This is a genomic window from Armatimonadota bacterium, from assembly GCA_016125185.1.
In the GTDB taxonomy this organism is placed as follows: domain Bacteria; phylum Armatimonadota; class Fimbriimonadia; order Fimbriimonadales; family Fimbriimonadaceae; genus Fimbriimonas.
This window is the reverse complement of sequence record WGMG01000004.1, coordinates 267235-283887: the sequence shown is the minus strand read 5'-3', so window position 1 is coordinate 283887 and position 16653 is coordinate 267235. Positions and strand designations below refer to the sequence as shown.

The following is a 16653-nucleotide window of genomic DNA, read 5'->3' as shown; positions in this document are numbered from 1 at the left end:
TGACATTACTTTGGAACTGAATAGTGCGATAAGTCATCATTTAACATTCGTTGTCCTGTGCCATAGAAGTGGGTCTTGAAGTTCGAGCCCGTTTTCTGTTGAGGAATCTCGAAGCAATTCGACCATCCGATCCACATATGGCACCGATAAAATGATATATTGAGCCCATCATGACGATAACTCGCATCGGTTCAGAGCCGACACAAGTCGGCCCGGCGGAATACTTCACTGGCCATGTGATCCTCAACATGCCCTTCCAAGGTGATTCGCCGTCAAACCTTGTCGGTGCGACCGTGAGCTTCGATCCCGGCGCTCGTACCCATTGGCATACGCATCCGGTCGGGCAAACGCTTCTGGTCATCGCCGGCATGGGATGGATTCAAAGCTGGGGAGGGGTCAAACAGACCGTTAACCCTGGCGATATCGTCGAATTCGCACCTGGCGAAAAGCATTGGCATGGCGCGACTGTTAACACGTCGATGTCGCACATCGCGGTTCAGGACGCCCAAGATGGGAAAACGGCGACATGGCTGGAACCCGTCACCGAAGAGCAATATCTGGGAAGCTAATTCACCTTACTTTTGAGCTTGAAATGGCTCCTCGTAAGCTAATTTGCGGCCCGGGGCCGATCAAAAAGCATTGGTAGACTATCAGGCGATGTTTTCCCGCCTGCCCGCCCGCACTGGTTTCACGAGGGGATTGCTTTGAGCGAAAGCCGTACTTTCGTCGTTTCGACGGCGACTACAAAACTGACTTTGATCGTCGATGAAGAGCGTCGACTGCGGCTAAAGGGATTTGGAAACATCGACCACAGCGCTTCCCTTCCGCTTGCCTACCCTGCGGCGGGCGACGGGTGGGTTTTCGAACCGGCGATCTCAGTCATTCATGCCGATGGCAACACCTCGACCGATCTTCGAGTAATTGACGCGAAGTACGGTGAAGACGAGTTGAAGGTGACGCTGAAGGACGAAGTTTACGATTGTCGAGTCGCCCTCTCCATCAGAGCCAACGCTGAGACCGACATCTTTGAAACCTCGGTCCGAATCGAGAACCACGAGGCTGGCGAGATCGTAGTCGAGTCGATGGCATCAAGCTCGTTCGACTTTGGGAAGGCGGATTGGCACCTGACCCAGTTTCGGGGCGACTGGGCAGACGAGGCGAACATGGAAACGGAGCGGCTGGGAGCCGGCATCAAGGTTCTGGATTCCAAGCTGATGGTGCGCGCCCATCAGTTCACATCGCCGTGGTTCATCTTATCGAACGGACCGTTGCATGAAACCGAAGGCGAGGTTTTTGGCGGATCGCTGGCTTGGCCCAGCAGCTTCCAGTTCGTGTTCGAGAAGATGCCAAAAGGCAACCTGGTAGCCACCTGTGGATACAACCCGCGCGGATCGCGATTTCATCTCCAACCGGGCGAGGCGCTCGACGCGCCGACGATGATTTGGGCTTGGAGCGGCGAGGGGTCGGGTGACCTTTCGCGAAAGCTTCACCGGTACATGAGGGAGCGGGTGATCCGGGACGGTGACCGGTTGCGGCCGATTCTGCTGAACAACTGGGAGGCGACCTATTTCAAATTCGACGAGGCCAAAATCGAATCGCTTTTTGCGGGCGCGAAGGACCTCGGCATGGAGCTTTTTCTGCTCGATGACGGCTGGTTCGGAAGCAAATATCCCCGCGATGGAGACCATCAGGGCCTCGGCGATTGGATGCCGGACCCGAAGAAGCTTCCGCATGGCCTTTCTCGGTTGACGGATGCGGCGAAGGAACTGGGCTTAAGGTTCGGGTTGTGGTTTGAGCCCGAGATGGTGAACCCCGGCAGCGAGCTTTGCGAACGGCATCCGGACTGGCTGATCCAGCAGCCGAGTCGGGCGTACGAGCCGCAGAGGAACCAGATGATCCTCGACTTGGCGAACCCCGAAGTGCGAGACTTTGCCTATAACGTTCTGCACGAGACCCTCTTGCAGTACCCCGGAATCTCGTTCGTGAAGTGGGACTGCAATCGGTACGTGACCCAGCCGGGTTCGCCGTACCTCCCAGCGAATCGGCAATCGCATCTGCAGATCGAGTACGCGAAGGCGCTGGATCACATCATGGATCGGCTGAAGGAGGACCATCCCGAGGTGGAGGTGATGATGTGTTCGGGCGGCGGCGGACGGGTGGATTACCGCTCGATGCGGTGCGCGCACGAGGTTTGGCCAAGCGACATGACTGACCCGGTGCGGCGAATCTTCATCCAGTGGGGATACAGCCATTTCTTCCCCGCGATGGCATTGGCGAACCATGTGACCCGATGGGGTGAGCGGCCGCTGAAGTTCTGTTTCGACGTGGCGATGAGTGGCAGTTTGGGGATGGACGTCGATGTCGCTCAGCTTTCGGAGAGCGATCGATGCTTCGCTAAGTCGGCGATCGAGACGTACAAACGAATTCGGGATGTGGTGCAGTTTGGCGAGTTGCATCGGCTGGAGTCGCCGTACGATGGAGCGCGGTGCTCCTTGCTGTTCCGATTGGGCGAAAGGGCGATCCTGTTCGTGTACGCATCGACGGCGGTTGCGGCTTCGGACTTGGCCTTGCGAGGGCTGGACGAAGGGCAAAGCTACCGAGTGAAAGAGATCAACACGGTGGGTGGCAGCGGCCTGGAGGCGACCCTCGATTTTCGGCACATTTTGGCACTCCCCGAGTACGTCGAGCTGACCAGTTCCGTATTCGAAATCACCCCGATCTAGAAATCCCAACACAAAAATGACATCAACATTTTTGGTTTTTGTGTTATGATGATCACGTGTACAGTACACGTGTAAAGTCGAAGGGGACTGGACGCCCAACGAGGGACGATGTGGCAAGAATGGCCAATATCTCGGGGGCGACCGTGTCGCGCGTCCTGAGTGGCCGCACCGACGTCGCGATTGCGCCGGAGACCCGCGAGAGGGTTTTGAAGGCGGCGCAGGAACTCGGCTACCTTCCCAACTCGGCGGCGCGTGCGCTGATCAGCGGTCGAACCGGACTGGTCGGTTTCTGGATGAGCTTGGAGTATTCGCCCTATCGTGGCGAAGTTCTGGAGCTGATGCGAATCCTGCTTCGCGGCACAGAGTGCGCCCTTGCGGTTACGGATGTGGATGAAGAGTACAACTGGGCCCATTCGTTCGACCGAGCCCTCCGCGTTCCGGTGGACGGCATCATCGCTTTCGATAACTCGGCTTCGGTGGAGGCGTTCGCCACGCAGGCGGACAGCTTGGCTCCGCTCATGCCTTTTGTGAGCATGGGCGCGTACTGGTCGGAAGCGCGAAGTTTCGTCGGTGTCGATCTCTACAAAGGAGCCGAGAAGGCGATGCACCACCTGATCGAAACCGGTCGAAAATCCGTTGCTTACGTTGCGCCCTGGACCTCGGACCTCATCAACAGTGGTCCGCGATTCGATGCTTACTGCGCCTGCATGACTGAGGCCGGACTGGAGCCGCAAACCATCGGCGTCCAGACCACGACGTTTGGCGCGATCAAGCAGGTTCTGGACGAGACGCTCGACCAGAAGCAACTGCCAGAAGCCCTGCTGTGCATGAACGATGAAATGGCGCTGGCGGCTTCGATCGCCTTGGAAAAGCGTGGCCTACAAGTGGGCAAGGATGTGGCCATCGTCGGCTTTAACGGCATCCGCGAAACGGCCACCGCTCCGGTTCCCATCACCACGGTTCGACAGCCGATCGAGGAGATGTGCTCACTCGCCTGGAAGTTCCTGGACGCCCAGATGAAAGATCCGAAGGCGCCGCTCCAACAAAAGATTCTTATCCCCGAACTCGTCGTACGCGAATCCTCGGCGCCCTGAAGCCCGACGGACTAGCCTCAAAGAAGAGATAGTTATATGAAAAAAGCATTTACACTCATCGAGCTTCTCGTTGTAATAGCCATCATCGCAATTCTTGCAGCCATTCTATTCCCTGTATTCGCTCAGGCCAAGGCGGCCGCAAAGAGAACTTCCGAGCTTAGCAATATCAAAAATATGTCGCTCGGCATGATCATGTATCAGGGCGATGTTGACGATGCCCTCGTGTTGGTCTACCAGATGAACTGGAGCCACCCACGGTATCAAGGCATGACGTGGAAGGATTCGATTCTTCCGTACATTAAGAACGGCGGCCGACAGCCGAAAGCCGACGGCACGTTCTACGCCACGCAGGGCGACGGTGGCATCTATTCCGCGCCGACCTACGATGGCAACTGGGCCAACTTCAGCGACGGGGGCAACACCTATCCGGGTGACCAAACCAGCCGATTCCCGCGGGCCTACGCCCTTAACTGCGACGCCGGTAAGAACGAAAACCAAGGCGACACCGACGTTGAGAGCGAAGACGCAACGGTCTATCAGCGCGCGTACACGTGGGACGGCTATCCGGTCTACGTCCGCGGCGGATCGGGGCAATCCAGCTCGCTGGAGAACCTTGCCGGCACGGCGATGACGATGGGCACGCGAACTCCGTTCCCGAACATCTACTCTCGCTATTTCGCTTACGGATGCGATTCGTACTGGTGCGGCAATGCCAATAACAACGTCTCCTACGCTCGCGGCATCGGCGCAAAGCAGGTCGCTTTCTCGTTCTTTGACGGCCACGTCAAGACGATGAACGGCTTCAAGTCGTTTGCCGATGACGTGTACGACATGTACAAAGTCCGCGTGACGGGCAGCGACTGGCCCGGCGCTCCGGCGGTCACGTACTGGATGTCCCAAATCGGCGAGTGGAAATAACTGGATGAAGCGAATTGTCTCTCTGTTAGTCGTTGGCGCTACTATCTTGGCCCTCGCGGGCTGCGGTAATTCGAATGAGGATTACGATGCGAACAAGATCATCAAGAAGCAGCCTGGCAGCGGTCCCCCACCGATGGCCCGACCTTCGGACGGCAATCCTGCGCCTCCAGCCACTCGATAACGTTCGATGTTATTTCACCTACCGTTATTGGAATGGTTGACGTAACGGTCGATCCCGCCAAGTGCATCTGGGCTCAGGAACCGGCGACGCGATTCTTCGAATCGTCGGTTCTTGGGAACGGACGCCTTGGCGCGATGGTCTTTGGGGACCCAAAGACCGAACGGGTCGTCCTCAATGAGTCCGGCATGTGGTCGGGCGGACCACAAGACGCGGACCGGGAAGATGCCCATCTTTTCCTCGCTCAGATTCGCCAGTTGATGGCCGAAGGTCGGCACGTGGAGGCCGAAGCAATGACCCAGGCGCATTTTACGTGCAAGGGGCCAGGTGGCGCGGGGCCATTGTTCGGCTGTTATCAGGTTTTTGCGAATCTCTTGATCGAGCTCGCCGGGTCCAGTTTTTCGGACTACCGACGTGTTCTCGACTTGGATTCGGCGGTAGCGACGGTTTCGTATCGTTCCGGCGGTGTTCACTTCACTCGGGAGGCGTTCGTCTCGGTTCCCCAACAGGCTTTCGTGTATCGGCTGACGGCCGATCGACTAGGAACGGTTTCATTTTCAGCCTCTCTCCAACGCGAGGCGGCGGCAACGGTTCGGGTGGACGGCAACGACTTGGTCATTGAAGGCAAGCTCGACCCCGGCGTTGGGTTCAAGGGTCGCTTGAGGATCGTGGCACAAGGCGGACGAGTCGGCCCACGTGGGACCAACCTCTTCGTCGAAGGGGCCAACGAAGCGGTGTTGATTTTTACGGCTGGGACGAGCCTCAACGACGCCGATTTTGAGCGCACGGTCGATACCCAAATTGAGGCGGCTGCCTCGACCAACTATGCCGAATTGAAAGCGAAAAGCATCGAGGACCACCGACAGTATTTCCGTCGGGTCGAACTCTCCCTGCCCTCCGGCCCGCTGGCCATGAAGCCGACGGTCGAGCGGCTGAAAGCCAATATCAAAGGAGAAGGCGACCCATCGCTGGCGGCTCTCCTTTTCCACTTCGGTCGGTACCTTTTGATTTCGGGTTCACGACCGGATAGCCCGCTTCCCACCAACTTGCAGGGAATATGGGCCGAAGAGCTTCAGACGCCGTGGAACGGCGATTTCCACCTCGATATCAACGTTCAGATGAACTATTGGCCGGTTGAGGCGGTGAATCTCGGCGACTGCCACCAACCGCTGTTGAACTATATTCCCAAGTTGGTGCCCAACGGCGAGAAGACAGCGCAGGCGTACTACCAAGCGCGCGGATGGGTGGCGCACGTCATCACCAACCCTTGGCACTTCACACCGCCCGGCGAATACTCATCTTGGGGATCTTTTACGACGGGCGGCGGCTGGCTGTGCCAGCACCTTTGGAATCATTACGCCTATAGCCTCGACCGCGAGTACCTCAAGCAGGTCTATCCCACTCTAAAGGGAGCGGCGCAGTTCTTTCTCGACATCCTCACCAAGGACGCCAAGCACGGCTGGCTGGTGACGGGACCCTCGAACTCACCCGAAAGCAAGTTTCTGGACCCGGAGACGGGCAAACCAATTGCGAACTGCATGGGTCCGACTTGCGACACGCAGATCGTGCGCGAAGTCTTCACCAACGTGATCGCGGCGGCCAAGGTGTTGGACACAGATTCGGAGTTTGCCGATGAGGTTGCATCGGCCCTTCCTCAGCTCGCGCCGACGCGGGTTGGCAAGCATGGGCAGGTGATGGAGTGGCTGGAGGACTACGACGAAGAGGACGTCCACCATCGCCACCTTTCCCACCTTTATGGCTTGTATCCAGGCGACCAAATCTCGCCCGACGCGACTCCCGATCTGGCCGAAGCGGCCAAGGTGACGCTGAGGCGTAAGGGCGACGACGGCGTTGGCTGGAGCCTGGCTCACAAGGCGTCGCTTTGGGCTCGACTTCGGGAGGGCGACCACGCCTGGAAGCTGTTGAAGCGTCAGTTGAATTTGGAATTGGATACAGGAATCCGCTACGATGGCGGTGGGGGAACGTATCCAAACATGCTCGCTGCCTGTCCGCCGTTTCAGATCGACGCTAATTTTGGGGCGACGGCCGCCATCGCCGAAATGCTCGTTCAGGGCGACGCCGACACCATTCGGCTCCTTCCCGCTTTGCCTGCGGCGTGGAAAGAAGGGAGCTTTCGTGGCCTTCGGGTTCGCGGCGGGCTCACCGTCGATGTCACCTGGCGCGATGGCAAAGTCACTCACCATCAGATCCACGGTCCGGCTGCGGATCAGGTCAAAGTCCTTCAACCATGATTCCCTTTCTCTTGCTTGCCGCCACTCATTCTCCTCAGCACAACGTCGACGTTCGAACCGAACAAGTTTCGGTATCGGTCTCGCGAGCGACGGGCCGATTCGATCTCGCTTGGAGCGGGAATCGGGCGGCTATTCGGTCGGCGTACGGCGAGGTGAAACTGGGCGACGGCACAACCTACCGAACGGATGAGGCGACGACGCACACGGTGGACGTGGTCTCGATTCGCGATCGGTTTGGAAAGGGCCGTCGGCTGGTCATCCACCACCGCAAGGATGGAAAGCCGGAACTTCGGCAAACGATCTCGGTGTACGGACACGAGGTTTTTGTCTCGCTGGACATCGTGGGCAAGTCCGAACAGCGTTCGAACTACATCGCGGCGTTGGTGGCGGCTTCGGCGACGATGCCGCACATGGCTCCCCTGCAATGCCTTTTCACTCCTTACGATAACGACAATTACGCTAAGTATCGGTCGGATGGGTGGAAGGATGTCGAGCCGGAAGGGAGCTACGAAGTCGGCGGAATCTACGACGATTCGACCCGGAAAGGGTTGATCGTGGGGTCCGTAGACCACGACATTTGGAAGTCGGCGATCCAGTTCGACCGAGCCGGAAGACTGACGGTTTTCGCGGGGGCGACGGGCAAATTCACGCATGACAGGGACCCGCACGGCGAAGTGGCGGGCAAAACGATTCATTCGCCTCGTTTCGTCGTCAGCCCCACCGACGATTGGCGCGCTGGCCTAGAGCGATACGGCGACTTGAACGCGATGGTTCAGCCCAAACTGCCATGGAAGGGGCCGGTGCCGATGGGCTGGAATTCGTGGTCGGGGCACAAGGACAAGGTCACCTATAATGATGCGGTTTCGGCCCTGAACTTTGTCCATACCGAGCTCCCCTGGCTCCGAACAGGCGATACGGCCTACATCAACTTCGATTCGTTTTGGGACAACCTGACGCGCGAACAGCGGGTGGATTTTGTGAAGAAATGCCACGCGGCGGGGCTGAAGGCGGGCATTTATTGGACGCCGTTCGTGAACTGGGGCGAGCCGGATTGGAAGGCGATCGACGGATACAAATTCAAGGACCTGCAACTGAAGGACGCCAAGGGCGAACTCTTGCCAAAGCTGGACGGCGGATGGCCGCTGGACCCCACGCACCCAGGCACGTTGGCGCGAATCGACGCCAATATGAAGGACTTTGTGGACCAAGGGTTCGACTATATCAAGCTCGACTTTTTGACCCACGGATCGTTGGAGGGCAAGCATTACGACCCGAAGGCGACGACGGGCACGGCGGCGTACCGAGTGGGCATGCAACACCTGGTGGACCAAGTGAAACAGTCGAAGATTGGGCGGCCATTCTTCATCAGTTTGAGCATCGCGCCGCTGTTTCCGCAGGGGTACGGGCACAGCCGACGGATCTCGTGCGACGTGTTTTCGAACATCGGCGCGAGCGAGTACTTCCTAAATTCGCAGAACTACGCGTGGTGGCAGGCGGGGCGGCTGTACGCCTTCGACGACCCCGATAGCGCCTGCGTGTACCAGGCCCGGGGCGAAGAGCCGACGCTGATGGAGGAGGCGAGAACCCGGTTCACGGCTTCGGTGATCGGCGGCGGCATGATGATCGAGGGCGACAACCTGACCGACGCGGCGGCCATCGCTCGAGTGCGGACGATCTTTGGCAATAAGGAAGCGATTCGGCTGGCGGCGAAGACGCCGCAGTTCCGGCCGGTTTACGGCAACATGGGCGAAGGGTCGGGCGATCATTTTGTGTGGATCGAAAACTCCCATAGCGCCTACATCGCGCTATTCAACTTTGACCGGAAGAACCCGGCGACCAAGACGATCGACTTTGCGCGGTGCGGCTTGGGGACGGGAAAGTGGAATCTTCATGACCTTTGGACGGGCAAAGACACCGTCGCATCGGGCAAGCTCGATCTAGAGTTGGCATCGCGCGACTGCGCGCTGATCCACTTGACGAGACGCCCATGAAAGCAAAGACGCGACGGGAACTGGTGGGGTTGGCGTTTGTTTCGCCTTGGCTGATCGGGTTCCTGCTGTTCACGGCGTGGCCCTTTCTGCGGAGCATTCAACTTTCGTTCACACGGTACGACATCGTTCGTCCGCCAAAGTGGGTGGGGTTGGCCAACTACGACAGCCTGCTCCGGCACGACGAAGTGTTTCGGACCTCGGCGATTGTGACCCTGAAGTACGCGCTGATCTCGGTTCCGCTTGGGATCGTGCTCGGGGTAGCGCTGGCCTTGCTGTTGAACATCAACGTTCGGGGCATCACGATCTATCGAACCGTGTTCTTCATTCCGTCCATCGTGCCGACGGTGGCCTCGACGGCGATCTTTTCGTGGATTTTGAACCCGCAGATCGGCCTCGTAAACGGGATTCTGGGTCGCCTGGGCGTGACGGGTCCGGCGTGGTTGGGCGACCCGAAATGGGCTCTATGGAGTCTGGTGTTCATGGGCCTTTGGGGCGTGGGCAACAGCATGGTCATCTACCTGGCGGGTCTGAAGGATATTCCCACCTATTTATATGAGGCGGCGACTGTGGACGGCGCTTCCCCAATCCGCAAGCTGTTCAAGATCACCTTGCCGCTCCTTTCGCCAGTCATCTTTTTCAACCTGGTCATGGGCGTGATCGGGGCGATGCAGTACTTTACGCAGGCGTACATCATGACGGGCGGCGGGCCGGAGGATTCCACGCGGTTTTACGCGCTGTACCTGTTCGACCGCGCTTGGCGGTACGCGGACATGGGATATGCAAGCGCGATGGCGTGGATTCTGTTCCTCGCGATCATCACGCTCACCGGCTTCTTGTTCCGGTCACAACGGAGGTGGGTCCACTATGGCGGTTAAGCCCATTAGGACTGTATTGGCAGTCGTGGTCTTGGTGCTGGGCGGGGCGTTTTTGTTTGCCCGACCGCACAATGAGAGCCGAGAGACGATCCAACGCAAGTATCCGGGGAGAATTCCGGTGCGGTTTTGGCACATGTGGTCGGCGGAGTGGAAGGTCGTCATCGACCGGATCGTGGATCGCTATAACAAGAGCCAGTCCAAGTACGAAGTCATCGCCCTTTCGGTGCCAGCCGGGGCCGACACCAAGTTCCTCCTGGGCGCAATGGGCGGCGACCCTCCGGACGTGATGGCGCAGTGGAATCCGGTCATTCCGACATGGGCCGAGGGTGGGATGCTGATGCCATTCGAGGACATCATGTCGCCCGCCGAGCGAGAGAAGTTCGAGCGCGAGTCATACCCGATCGTGAAGCGGGTTGGGCAGTACAAAGGCAAGACTTACGGGATCCCGATCGGCCTCCAGGTCAAGGGTGTTTTCTACTTGCCCGAGGCTTTTCGGGAGGCGGGCGTGAAGGAGTTTCCCAAGACATGGGAGGAGCTTTGCGCGGTGACGCAGAAGATGACCCAGCGGGACGCCAACGGGAACATCACCCGGCTGGGGTTCATGCCCGGCAACTGGGCGGAGACGTCGGCGCTGTTCGGCGGCGGGTTCTACGACTTCGACAAGGACGAACTGACGATCGGGAATCCCAAGAATTTGGAGTGCTTGCAGAGCCTGGTGGCGTTGCGGCAACGGGACGGGTACGACGCGGTCTCGCGGTTCCAATCGGGACTGAATTCGTCGTCGTTTGCGGGCGGATGGCCGTTCATCATCGGCGCGTACGCGGCGGACATGGACGGTCCGTGGCGAGTGGAGCAGATCGCGAAGTATGCGCCGAAGCTCGACTACGCGACGGCGCTGGTGCCACCGCCAAAGGGCGGATCGGCAGGCGCGGGACTCGGAAGCGGAAACTTCATGATCATTCCCCGGTCGGCCAAGGAGAAGGCGGGCGCGTGGGACTTTGTGAAGTATTGGTCGGGCATGACCAACCCGCAAGTCGCGGCCGAGTTCTACGTTTGGGGCGGATGGCTACCGCCGAACGACGCTGTGGCGAACGCCCCGATCTACCAGAAGTACATCAAAGAGCATCCGCAGTTCGGCACGTTTGTGGAGGCGATCAAGAGTCCAAATATCCGGGCTCAGCCGCCGGTCGCGTATCAGGTTTTTCTGAACGACACGGTTCAGAAGGTGGAGGATTTGGCCTTGCGGGGAAAGATTTCGCCGGAGGACGCGGTGAAGCAGGTGCAGTCGTCGGTGGACGAGGAGATCGTGCGGCGCAAGAGGTTGGGTTACGATGAGTAAGCTGTCCCGGTTCTTTACGCACCTGGTGCTAATGGCGATGTCGGTATTCGCAGCTCTGCCACTGATCTGGATGGTTTCGACCTCGCTGAAGGCGGACAGCCAGGTGTACACCGGGGCGAGCGGGAGCACATTCAGTCTGAGCAGTTTGATCCCGCATCCGCTGGTGTGGGACAACTATCCGAAGGCTTTGAACGCGGTGCCGTTCGACCTGTACCTGCAGAACACGCTGCTATTGTGTGTGGTGTGCGTACTCGGAGCAGTGCTGTCGAGCGCAGTGGTGGCGTACGGGTTTGCTCGGATCGATTTTCGGCTGAGTCGACCGCTGTTTGCGTTGCTGATCGCGACGATGGCCCTGCCGGGGCAAGTGACGATGATCCCGGTTTTCGAGATGTTTCGGAAGCTGGGTTGGTATGGGACTTACCTACCGCTGATGGTGCCCGCGTTCTTCGGGACGCCGTTCTTCGTGTTCCTGCTGACGCAGTTCTTTCGGACCCTGCCGGAGGAGGTTGCGGAGTCGGCGCGGCTGGATGGAGCGAGCGAGTTTCGGATTTTTTGGCGGATCGTTCTGCCGCTGGCGAAGCCGGCGCTGGCGACCTGCGCGCTGTTCCAGTTCCTTGGGACGTGGAACGACTTCATGGGCCCGCTGATCTATATCAACGACCCGTCGAAGTACACACTGGCGTATGGGCTTCAGCAGTTCATGAGTGCTTTCGGCGGTCAGTGGACGCAGTTAATGGCGGCCTCGATCGTGTTCACGTTGCCGATCATCGTGCTGTTTTTCTTCGCCCAGCGGACGTTTATTCAGGGGATCGCGACGACGGGTGGGAAGAATTAGCTTCCGATTCTTTTGCTATCCCTAGACAGAGCCTAGTAGTGGCTTCCTCAAGCTATGGTTGCCATTGCCAGCCTTCGGCTCAGGTTCAAACCAAGGGCCAACGGCCCGAGGCGCGACTTGAGAGCCAAAGCGATCAAGAAGAGCGTAGGCCCTGGACGATCCGATACGGTCAAAGGTCCGAGGAGTCCCGAGGATCGGGACGACCCGGTCGTTACGACCGTACCTTTAGCCTCCGCATCGCGGCTTCATCGATGCGGAGTCAGCGGATGATTGGCTAACTCGGCGAGGCCCTTGTCAGCGAGGCTATCGAGGAGCTTGGCTCGGGCGTCTTGGCGGGCCTGAAGGTCGTCTTCGAAGAGCAACATCGTGGGGAGCGAGGTCGCGAAGTAGTCGATCTTCGCGACGGATTCGCTCAGGTCTTTAGCGTATTTCTTAAGCGATTCGAGCAAGGCGACGGCCTTCTGCGGCTGGTCGAGCCGTTGCCACGCATGGGCTTGGAAGTAGGTGAATTCCGAGTAGGGCTGGACAGCCATTTCTTGGAAATCGCCACGGAATTCTGCGGCGCGACGCCACCACTTTTCCGCTTCCTCTCGTTGATCCAACGCAACGCAGGCGTCGCCCATCGCGAGCCAAACATCGCTGGCGTTGGCCAGCAGGTGCCGGGCTTCGCCCAGATTTTCGGGCGGGTATGCCGCGGCCTCGAAATGGCGCTTTGCCATTTCAGCGTCGCCCTGTTGGAGGGCGCGGTGTCCGATCTTGAGGTGGGTTTGGGTGTGGATGCCAAGGGCCATGCCTTCGCCGCCCTCCCAGGGTTGGAAGCGGCGATGCGCAAGGATGGCGGCCGCCTCGTTGACATCGCCGACCTCGTTGAGGAGGGTGCAGAATTCGATGGTGAGGTCGTCGCGCCGCTCGACAATGTCGGGGCGTTGACGAAGAGCTGCAAGTCGGTCAACGTCGGGTTTGCCGACCCGCTTCCAAAGCTGGTCGCGCTCGTACCAAAGACGGGCGTCGTCAGGATTGGCGAGGACGGCTTTATCGTAGGCATCGAGGCTTTGATCGACGGCTCGCCGGACGTTGAAGTAGGCGATGCCAAGGTTTCGGTGAGCGATGGAGTTGGACGCGTCGAGTTCGACGGACCTTTCCCAACACGCGATGGCTTCGTCGTACCGCCTGCGATCGTAGAAGAGGTTGCCTAGGTAAAACGGGGCACGGGGGTCAGTTTTCGGTGCGGCTTGCAGAACAGCGATATCCTCGAGCCGGGACGGGAAGCAGTAGTCGGGACAGGCATTCTGGGCTCTTTGGTAGGCGTCGGTCGGGTCGAGGTTCAACTTAGTCCGAACCGCGGCCTCGTAATAGGCGACCATCGGGGCGGTCCCGTCCGTCGTGGCTTTGTCCGCATTCTCAAGAATGTCGAGGGCCTCGGGGTAGAGTGCGGACCGCATGAGGTCGATCACGATGTCAAGTCGAATTCCGTTGTTGGCGAAAGCCGACTGACCGCTCAGGTGCCGAGCCCACACGTCCAGTTGATCGTCAGCGAGAGTCAAAATCGGGGTGGCATCGATACCCATTTTCCTTCGCACGGTCGTCAAGAGATTTCGCGCCTTCAGGTTCTGAGTGTGGCGTTGGATAACCTCCTTTAAGTACCCCTCCGTCCGTTTCCAATCCTGTCTGGCACACGCGAGTTCAGCGAGGGCGAGGAACGCTGGAGCTTGCCATGCCCGGTTCCAGGCGGCTTTGGCAAAGGCTTCTTCGGCCTCATTTGGGCGGTCCAGGAAGCGGAGGGCGAGGCCGAGGTTGTAGAGCGGTTCGCCGTCGTAGGGGTTAGGATTGCGGAACGTCGACCTCTCAACCGCCCGTTGGAAATGCTCGCGCGCGAGTCCAAATTCGCCTTTGTGGAGGTGGACGAGGCCGATAGCGTTGTTGCATCGGAGGTCGCCCGGATCGCGGCGAAGGGCTTCGCGCCAATAGAGTTCGGGGCTTCGGGTGGCGTGGCGGTACTGGCTGAGGTGAAGTCCGGTGAGGAAAAGTTCGTCGGCCGAGTCGATCTCCGATGGTTGGGGCGGCTCAGTAGCGGGATCGAGCGAGCGGCCCGGCTCAGGCTTGGCTTCATACGAGAGAAGCTCTTGCCCACCCACATAAACACCGACCCAATCGGCATCTTCAATAGGTTGAATCCAGGGCTGATTGGGGCTGAGAACAACGTCATCCCAGGCTTCAACCTTGCCATTGGTTCGAACCTTGATGGTGGCCGTTCGGTTGCTCGTGACGGCAACACCAACCTGGGTCTGGGTGATCGAAATCGCGCCGTCGGTGGTGGCGAACTGGGCCGGACCGATCTTTTGGTAGGGGTACAGGAACTGGCTGAACGCCTTGGTCTCGCCGGGCGCGAGGAATGAGAAGTCGGGCTGGTTGTCAGTGAAAACGCCGGCCATGAGCTCGATATAAGGACCGTCGGCGTCAGTGAGGTTTCGATCCCACGCGTAGCCAAATTCGTGATTGCCCCAGGTCCATTGTTTCTTGCCGGGCGAGATGTGGTGATCGGCGACGTGCATCAGGCCCGCCTCGGCGAAGAAATCGTAGCCGCCGAAAAAGTCCTTGTCGGTGCCGATGCACATATAGGAGGTCGGGACGGGGATGTTGGCGTACCAAGAGAGGTCGTTTGGGGCGTAGTCGGGCCCGTCGCCGCCGCAATGTTTCGGCAAAAATTCGGCGGGCTTTTCGTCCTCGGGGACGCCGGTTTGGCCGCGGGTTCCGTAGTCAACACCGTAGTAGTAGCCCTCGCAAAGGGGATAGGCGCTGACGGCGCGCTTGGCATGGTCAGCGACGAGGTGGGCGTCGGGCGGGAAGAAGGATTTGTAGGCTTCGTGAACCCGCGTGGCAATGTTGGCCCACCAGAGGAAGGTTTGGGTGTACGGGGTGCGGTTGTACAGCCGAGCCTTGATCTCGACGACACTGCTTCCTGGTTTGAGGCACACACCGTGCATGCCCTTCATACGGTTCATCGGTTCATGTTCGGACATCCAAACCGTCACCGATCCATCCTCGTGGTTTTCAATGGCGACTTCCGTCGGCATGTAGGTCGAGGGTCTGTGATGCTGGGGCCAGTTGAACTCAATCCCGCCGGAAATCCAAGGGCCGGCGAGGCCGACGAGGGCGGGCTTGATGACGTGCTGGCGGTAGACGGCGTCGTAGCCGTTGGTGAGGTCGCGGATGGCGTGGATTCGGCCTCCGATCTGGGGAAGGAGCATGACTTCGACCAGGCCGTTGTCGAGGTAGATCGCGTCCCACTCGCGGTCGACGGCGGTTTCGGCGATGCGGTCAATGACGGGCAGGGGGTAGACCTTGCCGCTACTGCCCTGGTAGACGCGCCGTTCGAGGAACATTGGATTGCGATCCGGGGCGGCGGGCTCGTAGGTGGGCAGGGTTACGGATTCACGGCGAACTCGAACAACGTTGGTCATACACCTTGGCGTGTACGTTGAGTACACGTGTACATTATAGCTGACGGATGGCGACTTTGAGGGACCATTCGAGGCTGGCATTGTCGGCAATGACGGGAGCGGGGTTCGCTTCGGAGAGCGAGTCGAACGCGCCGATGCACGGCTCGATGCCGAGGTTGCGATAGGGCTCACTGCCGCTTCCCGACCATGCGCCATAGTTCATCCAGAAGGCGACATGGGAGATTTTGTTGGGGTTAAAAGAAAGGGTGAATTGTTCTTGTTGCGTTCGGAGCGCGACCCATCCCTCGTCGAGCGGTCCGACGAATGATTTGAGTCCGATCCTTGCTTCTGGATCAGGAACCGAGAGATCGAGACCGCCGAGGTAGGGCCAGACAAACTCGGTTCCGTCGGCGTGGCGTTCGGTTGCGTAGGTGAGTTTGCCCTTTGGAGCGCCGGGGAGATGGATCGTCATCCCAGGTTCGATGGATAAGAGCGGATGGGCGCACCAAAGGAATGGGAGGTCATGTTGGGACTGGTTTTCGATGCGGTAGGTCAGACTGAAGCCATCGTCTTCGAGAGAGATCGAACGGGAGAATCGGTAGTCGAGGCGGACGCCTTCGACGGAGAGGCTGATGCTTTGGTCGGTAGATTGATCGACTTGCCAGGCTTGGGTGACGAGTTCGCCGTGGTCGGGAAGTTGGACTCCGCTCGCGAGCGTGCAAGGGTTGACGGTGGGAAAGCATTCGTCCCATCCGCCCGTATCGTGGAGCTGCACAAAGCTCTCTCCGTAGATTGGCTTTTGCTGGGACAGGTGGGGATTGCGCCACAGCCACTCGCGGCCATCAGGGCGTTTGAGAGAGACGATTTTTCCGCCGATCTCGGGGACGACGAGGAGTTCGACGGCGTCGTTGGAGAGGCGATAGGAGGTGAACCCTTCGTGGTCGGATTCGGAGATCACGGTGGGGTTAGGTTACCGTCGTCCGGGTTAAGGTCTTTGAAATACTCCCC

The 16653-nt window shown here is 59.1% G+C and carries 11 protein-coding genes; 9 read left to right on the top strand and 2 right to left on the bottom strand.

What is annotated here, in order from left to right:
* The first annotated feature begins 170 nt into the window (after nucleotides 1-170).
* From GC165_06780 to GC165_06740, 9 genes are all read left to right on the top strand, one after another.
* Nucleotides 171-569: a cupin domain-containing protein gene (locus GC165_06780; protein ID MBI1332568.1), complete on the top strand. Its 399-nt coding sequence runs from the start codon at nucleotides 171-173 to the stop codon at nucleotides 567-569.
* Between the two features lie 135 nt (nucleotides 570-704).
* The gene (locus tag GC165_06775) at nucleotides 705-2723 is read left to right on the top strand and encodes an alpha-galactosidase (protein MBI1332567.1); all 2019 of its coding nucleotides are present in this window, start codon (nucleotides 705-707) and stop codon (nucleotides 2721-2723) included.
* 119 nt (nucleotides 2724-2842) lie between these two features.
* Nucleotides 2843-3817: a LacI family DNA-binding transcriptional regulator gene (locus GC165_06770; GenBank protein MBI1332566.1), complete on the top strand. Its 975-nt coding sequence runs from the start codon at nucleotides 2843-2845 to the stop codon at nucleotides 3815-3817.
* Between the two features lie 36 nt (nucleotides 3818-3853).
* Nucleotides 3854-4735 carry a prepilin-type N-terminal cleavage/methylation domain-containing protein gene (locus GC165_06765; protein MBI1332565.1) on the top strand — a complete coding sequence of 294 codons (882 nt, stop codon included), beginning with the start codon at nucleotides 3854-3856 and terminating at the stop codon, nucleotides 4733-4735.
* A gap of 213 nt (nucleotides 4736-4948) precedes the next feature.
* Nucleotides 4949-7165 carry a glycoside hydrolase family 95 protein gene (locus tag GC165_06760; GenBank protein ID MBI1332564.1) on the top strand — a complete coding sequence of 739 codons (2217 nt, stop codon included), beginning with the start codon at nucleotides 4949-4951 and terminating at the stop codon, nucleotides 7163-7165.
* On the top strand, nucleotides 7162-9156 hold the full coding sequence (locus tag GC165_06755) for an alpha-galactosidase (GenBank protein MBI1332563.1): 1995 nt from the start codon (nucleotides 7162-7164) through the stop codon (nucleotides 9154-9156). Before GC165_06760 ends, GC165_06755 begins: the two co-directional genes overlap by 4 nt.
* Nucleotides 9153-10031: an ABC transporter permease subunit gene (locus tag GC165_06750; protein MBI1332562.1), complete on the top strand. Its 879-nt coding sequence runs from the start codon at nucleotides 9153-9155 to the stop codon at nucleotides 10029-10031. Before GC165_06755 ends, GC165_06750 begins: the two co-directional genes overlap by 4 nt.
* Nucleotides 9934-11370, top strand: coding sequence for an extracellular solute-binding protein (locus GC165_06745; GenBank protein ID MBI1332561.1), 1437 nt, complete (start codon nucleotides 9934-9936; stop codon nucleotides 11368-11370). The genes GC165_06750 and GC165_06745 overlap by 98 nt, the downstream gene beginning before the upstream one ends.
* Nucleotides 11363-12205, top strand: coding sequence for an ABC transporter permease subunit (locus GC165_06740; GenBank protein ID MBI1332560.1), 843 nt, complete (start codon nucleotides 11363-11365; stop codon nucleotides 12203-12205). Before GC165_06745 ends, GC165_06740 begins: the two co-directional genes overlap by 8 nt.
* 245 nt (nucleotides 12206-12450) lie before the next feature.
* Here GC165_06740 and GC165_06735 read toward each other — a convergent pair whose 3' ends face one another.
* A complete protein-coding gene (locus tag GC165_06735; GenBank protein MBI1332559.1) occupies nucleotides 12451-15861 on the bottom strand; it encodes a DUF5107 domain-containing protein in 3411 nt (1136 codons plus the stop codon).
* Complete coding sequence (locus tag GC165_06730) at nucleotides 15701-16603, bottom strand: hypothetical protein (protein MBI1332558.1); 903 nt, start codon at nucleotides 16601-16603, stop codon at nucleotides 15701-15703. The genes GC165_06735 and GC165_06730 overlap by 161 nt, the downstream gene beginning before the upstream one ends.
* Between the last annotated feature and the right edge of the window lie 50 nt (nucleotides 16604-16653).

What these genes read in the sequence shown, in the direction of transcription:
- GC165_06740 (MBI1332560.1), top strand. Translation starts at nt 11,363, where the DNA reads ATGAGTAAGCTGTCCCGGTTCTTTACGCACCTGGTGCTAATGGCGATG.
- GC165_06765 (MBI1332565.1), top strand. Translation starts at nt 3,854, where the DNA reads ATGAAAAAAGCATTTACACTCATCGAGCTTCTCGTTGTAATAGCCATC.
- GC165_06755 (MBI1332563.1), top strand. Translation starts at nt 7,162, where the DNA reads ATGATTCCCTTTCTCTTGCTTGCCGCCACTCATTCTCCTCAGCACAAC.
- GC165_06735 (MBI1332559.1), bottom strand. Translation starts at nt 15,861, where the DNA reads ATGGCGCATGGTCGGGAAGCGGCAGTGAGCCCTATCGCAACCTCGGCA.
- GC165_06745 (MBI1332561.1), top strand. Translation starts at nt 9,934, where the DNA reads ATGCAAGCGCGATGGCGTGGATTCTGTTCCTCGCGATCATCACGCTCA.
- GC165_06750 (MBI1332562.1), top strand. Translation starts at nt 9,153, where the DNA reads ATGAAAGCAAAGACGCGACGGGAACTGGTGGGGTTGGCGTTTGTTTCG.
- GC165_06770 (MBI1332566.1), top strand. Translation starts at nt 2,843, where the DNA reads ATGGCCAATATCTCGGGGGCGACCGTGTCGCGCGTCCTGAGTGGCCGC.
- GC165_06760 (MBI1332564.1), top strand. Translation starts at nt 4,949, where the DNA reads ATGGTTGACGTAACGGTCGATCCCGCCAAGTGCATCTGGGCTCAGGAA.
- GC165_06780 (MBI1332568.1), top strand. Translation starts at nt 171, where the DNA reads ATGACGATAACTCGCATCGGTTCAGAGCCGACACAAGTCGGCCCGGCG.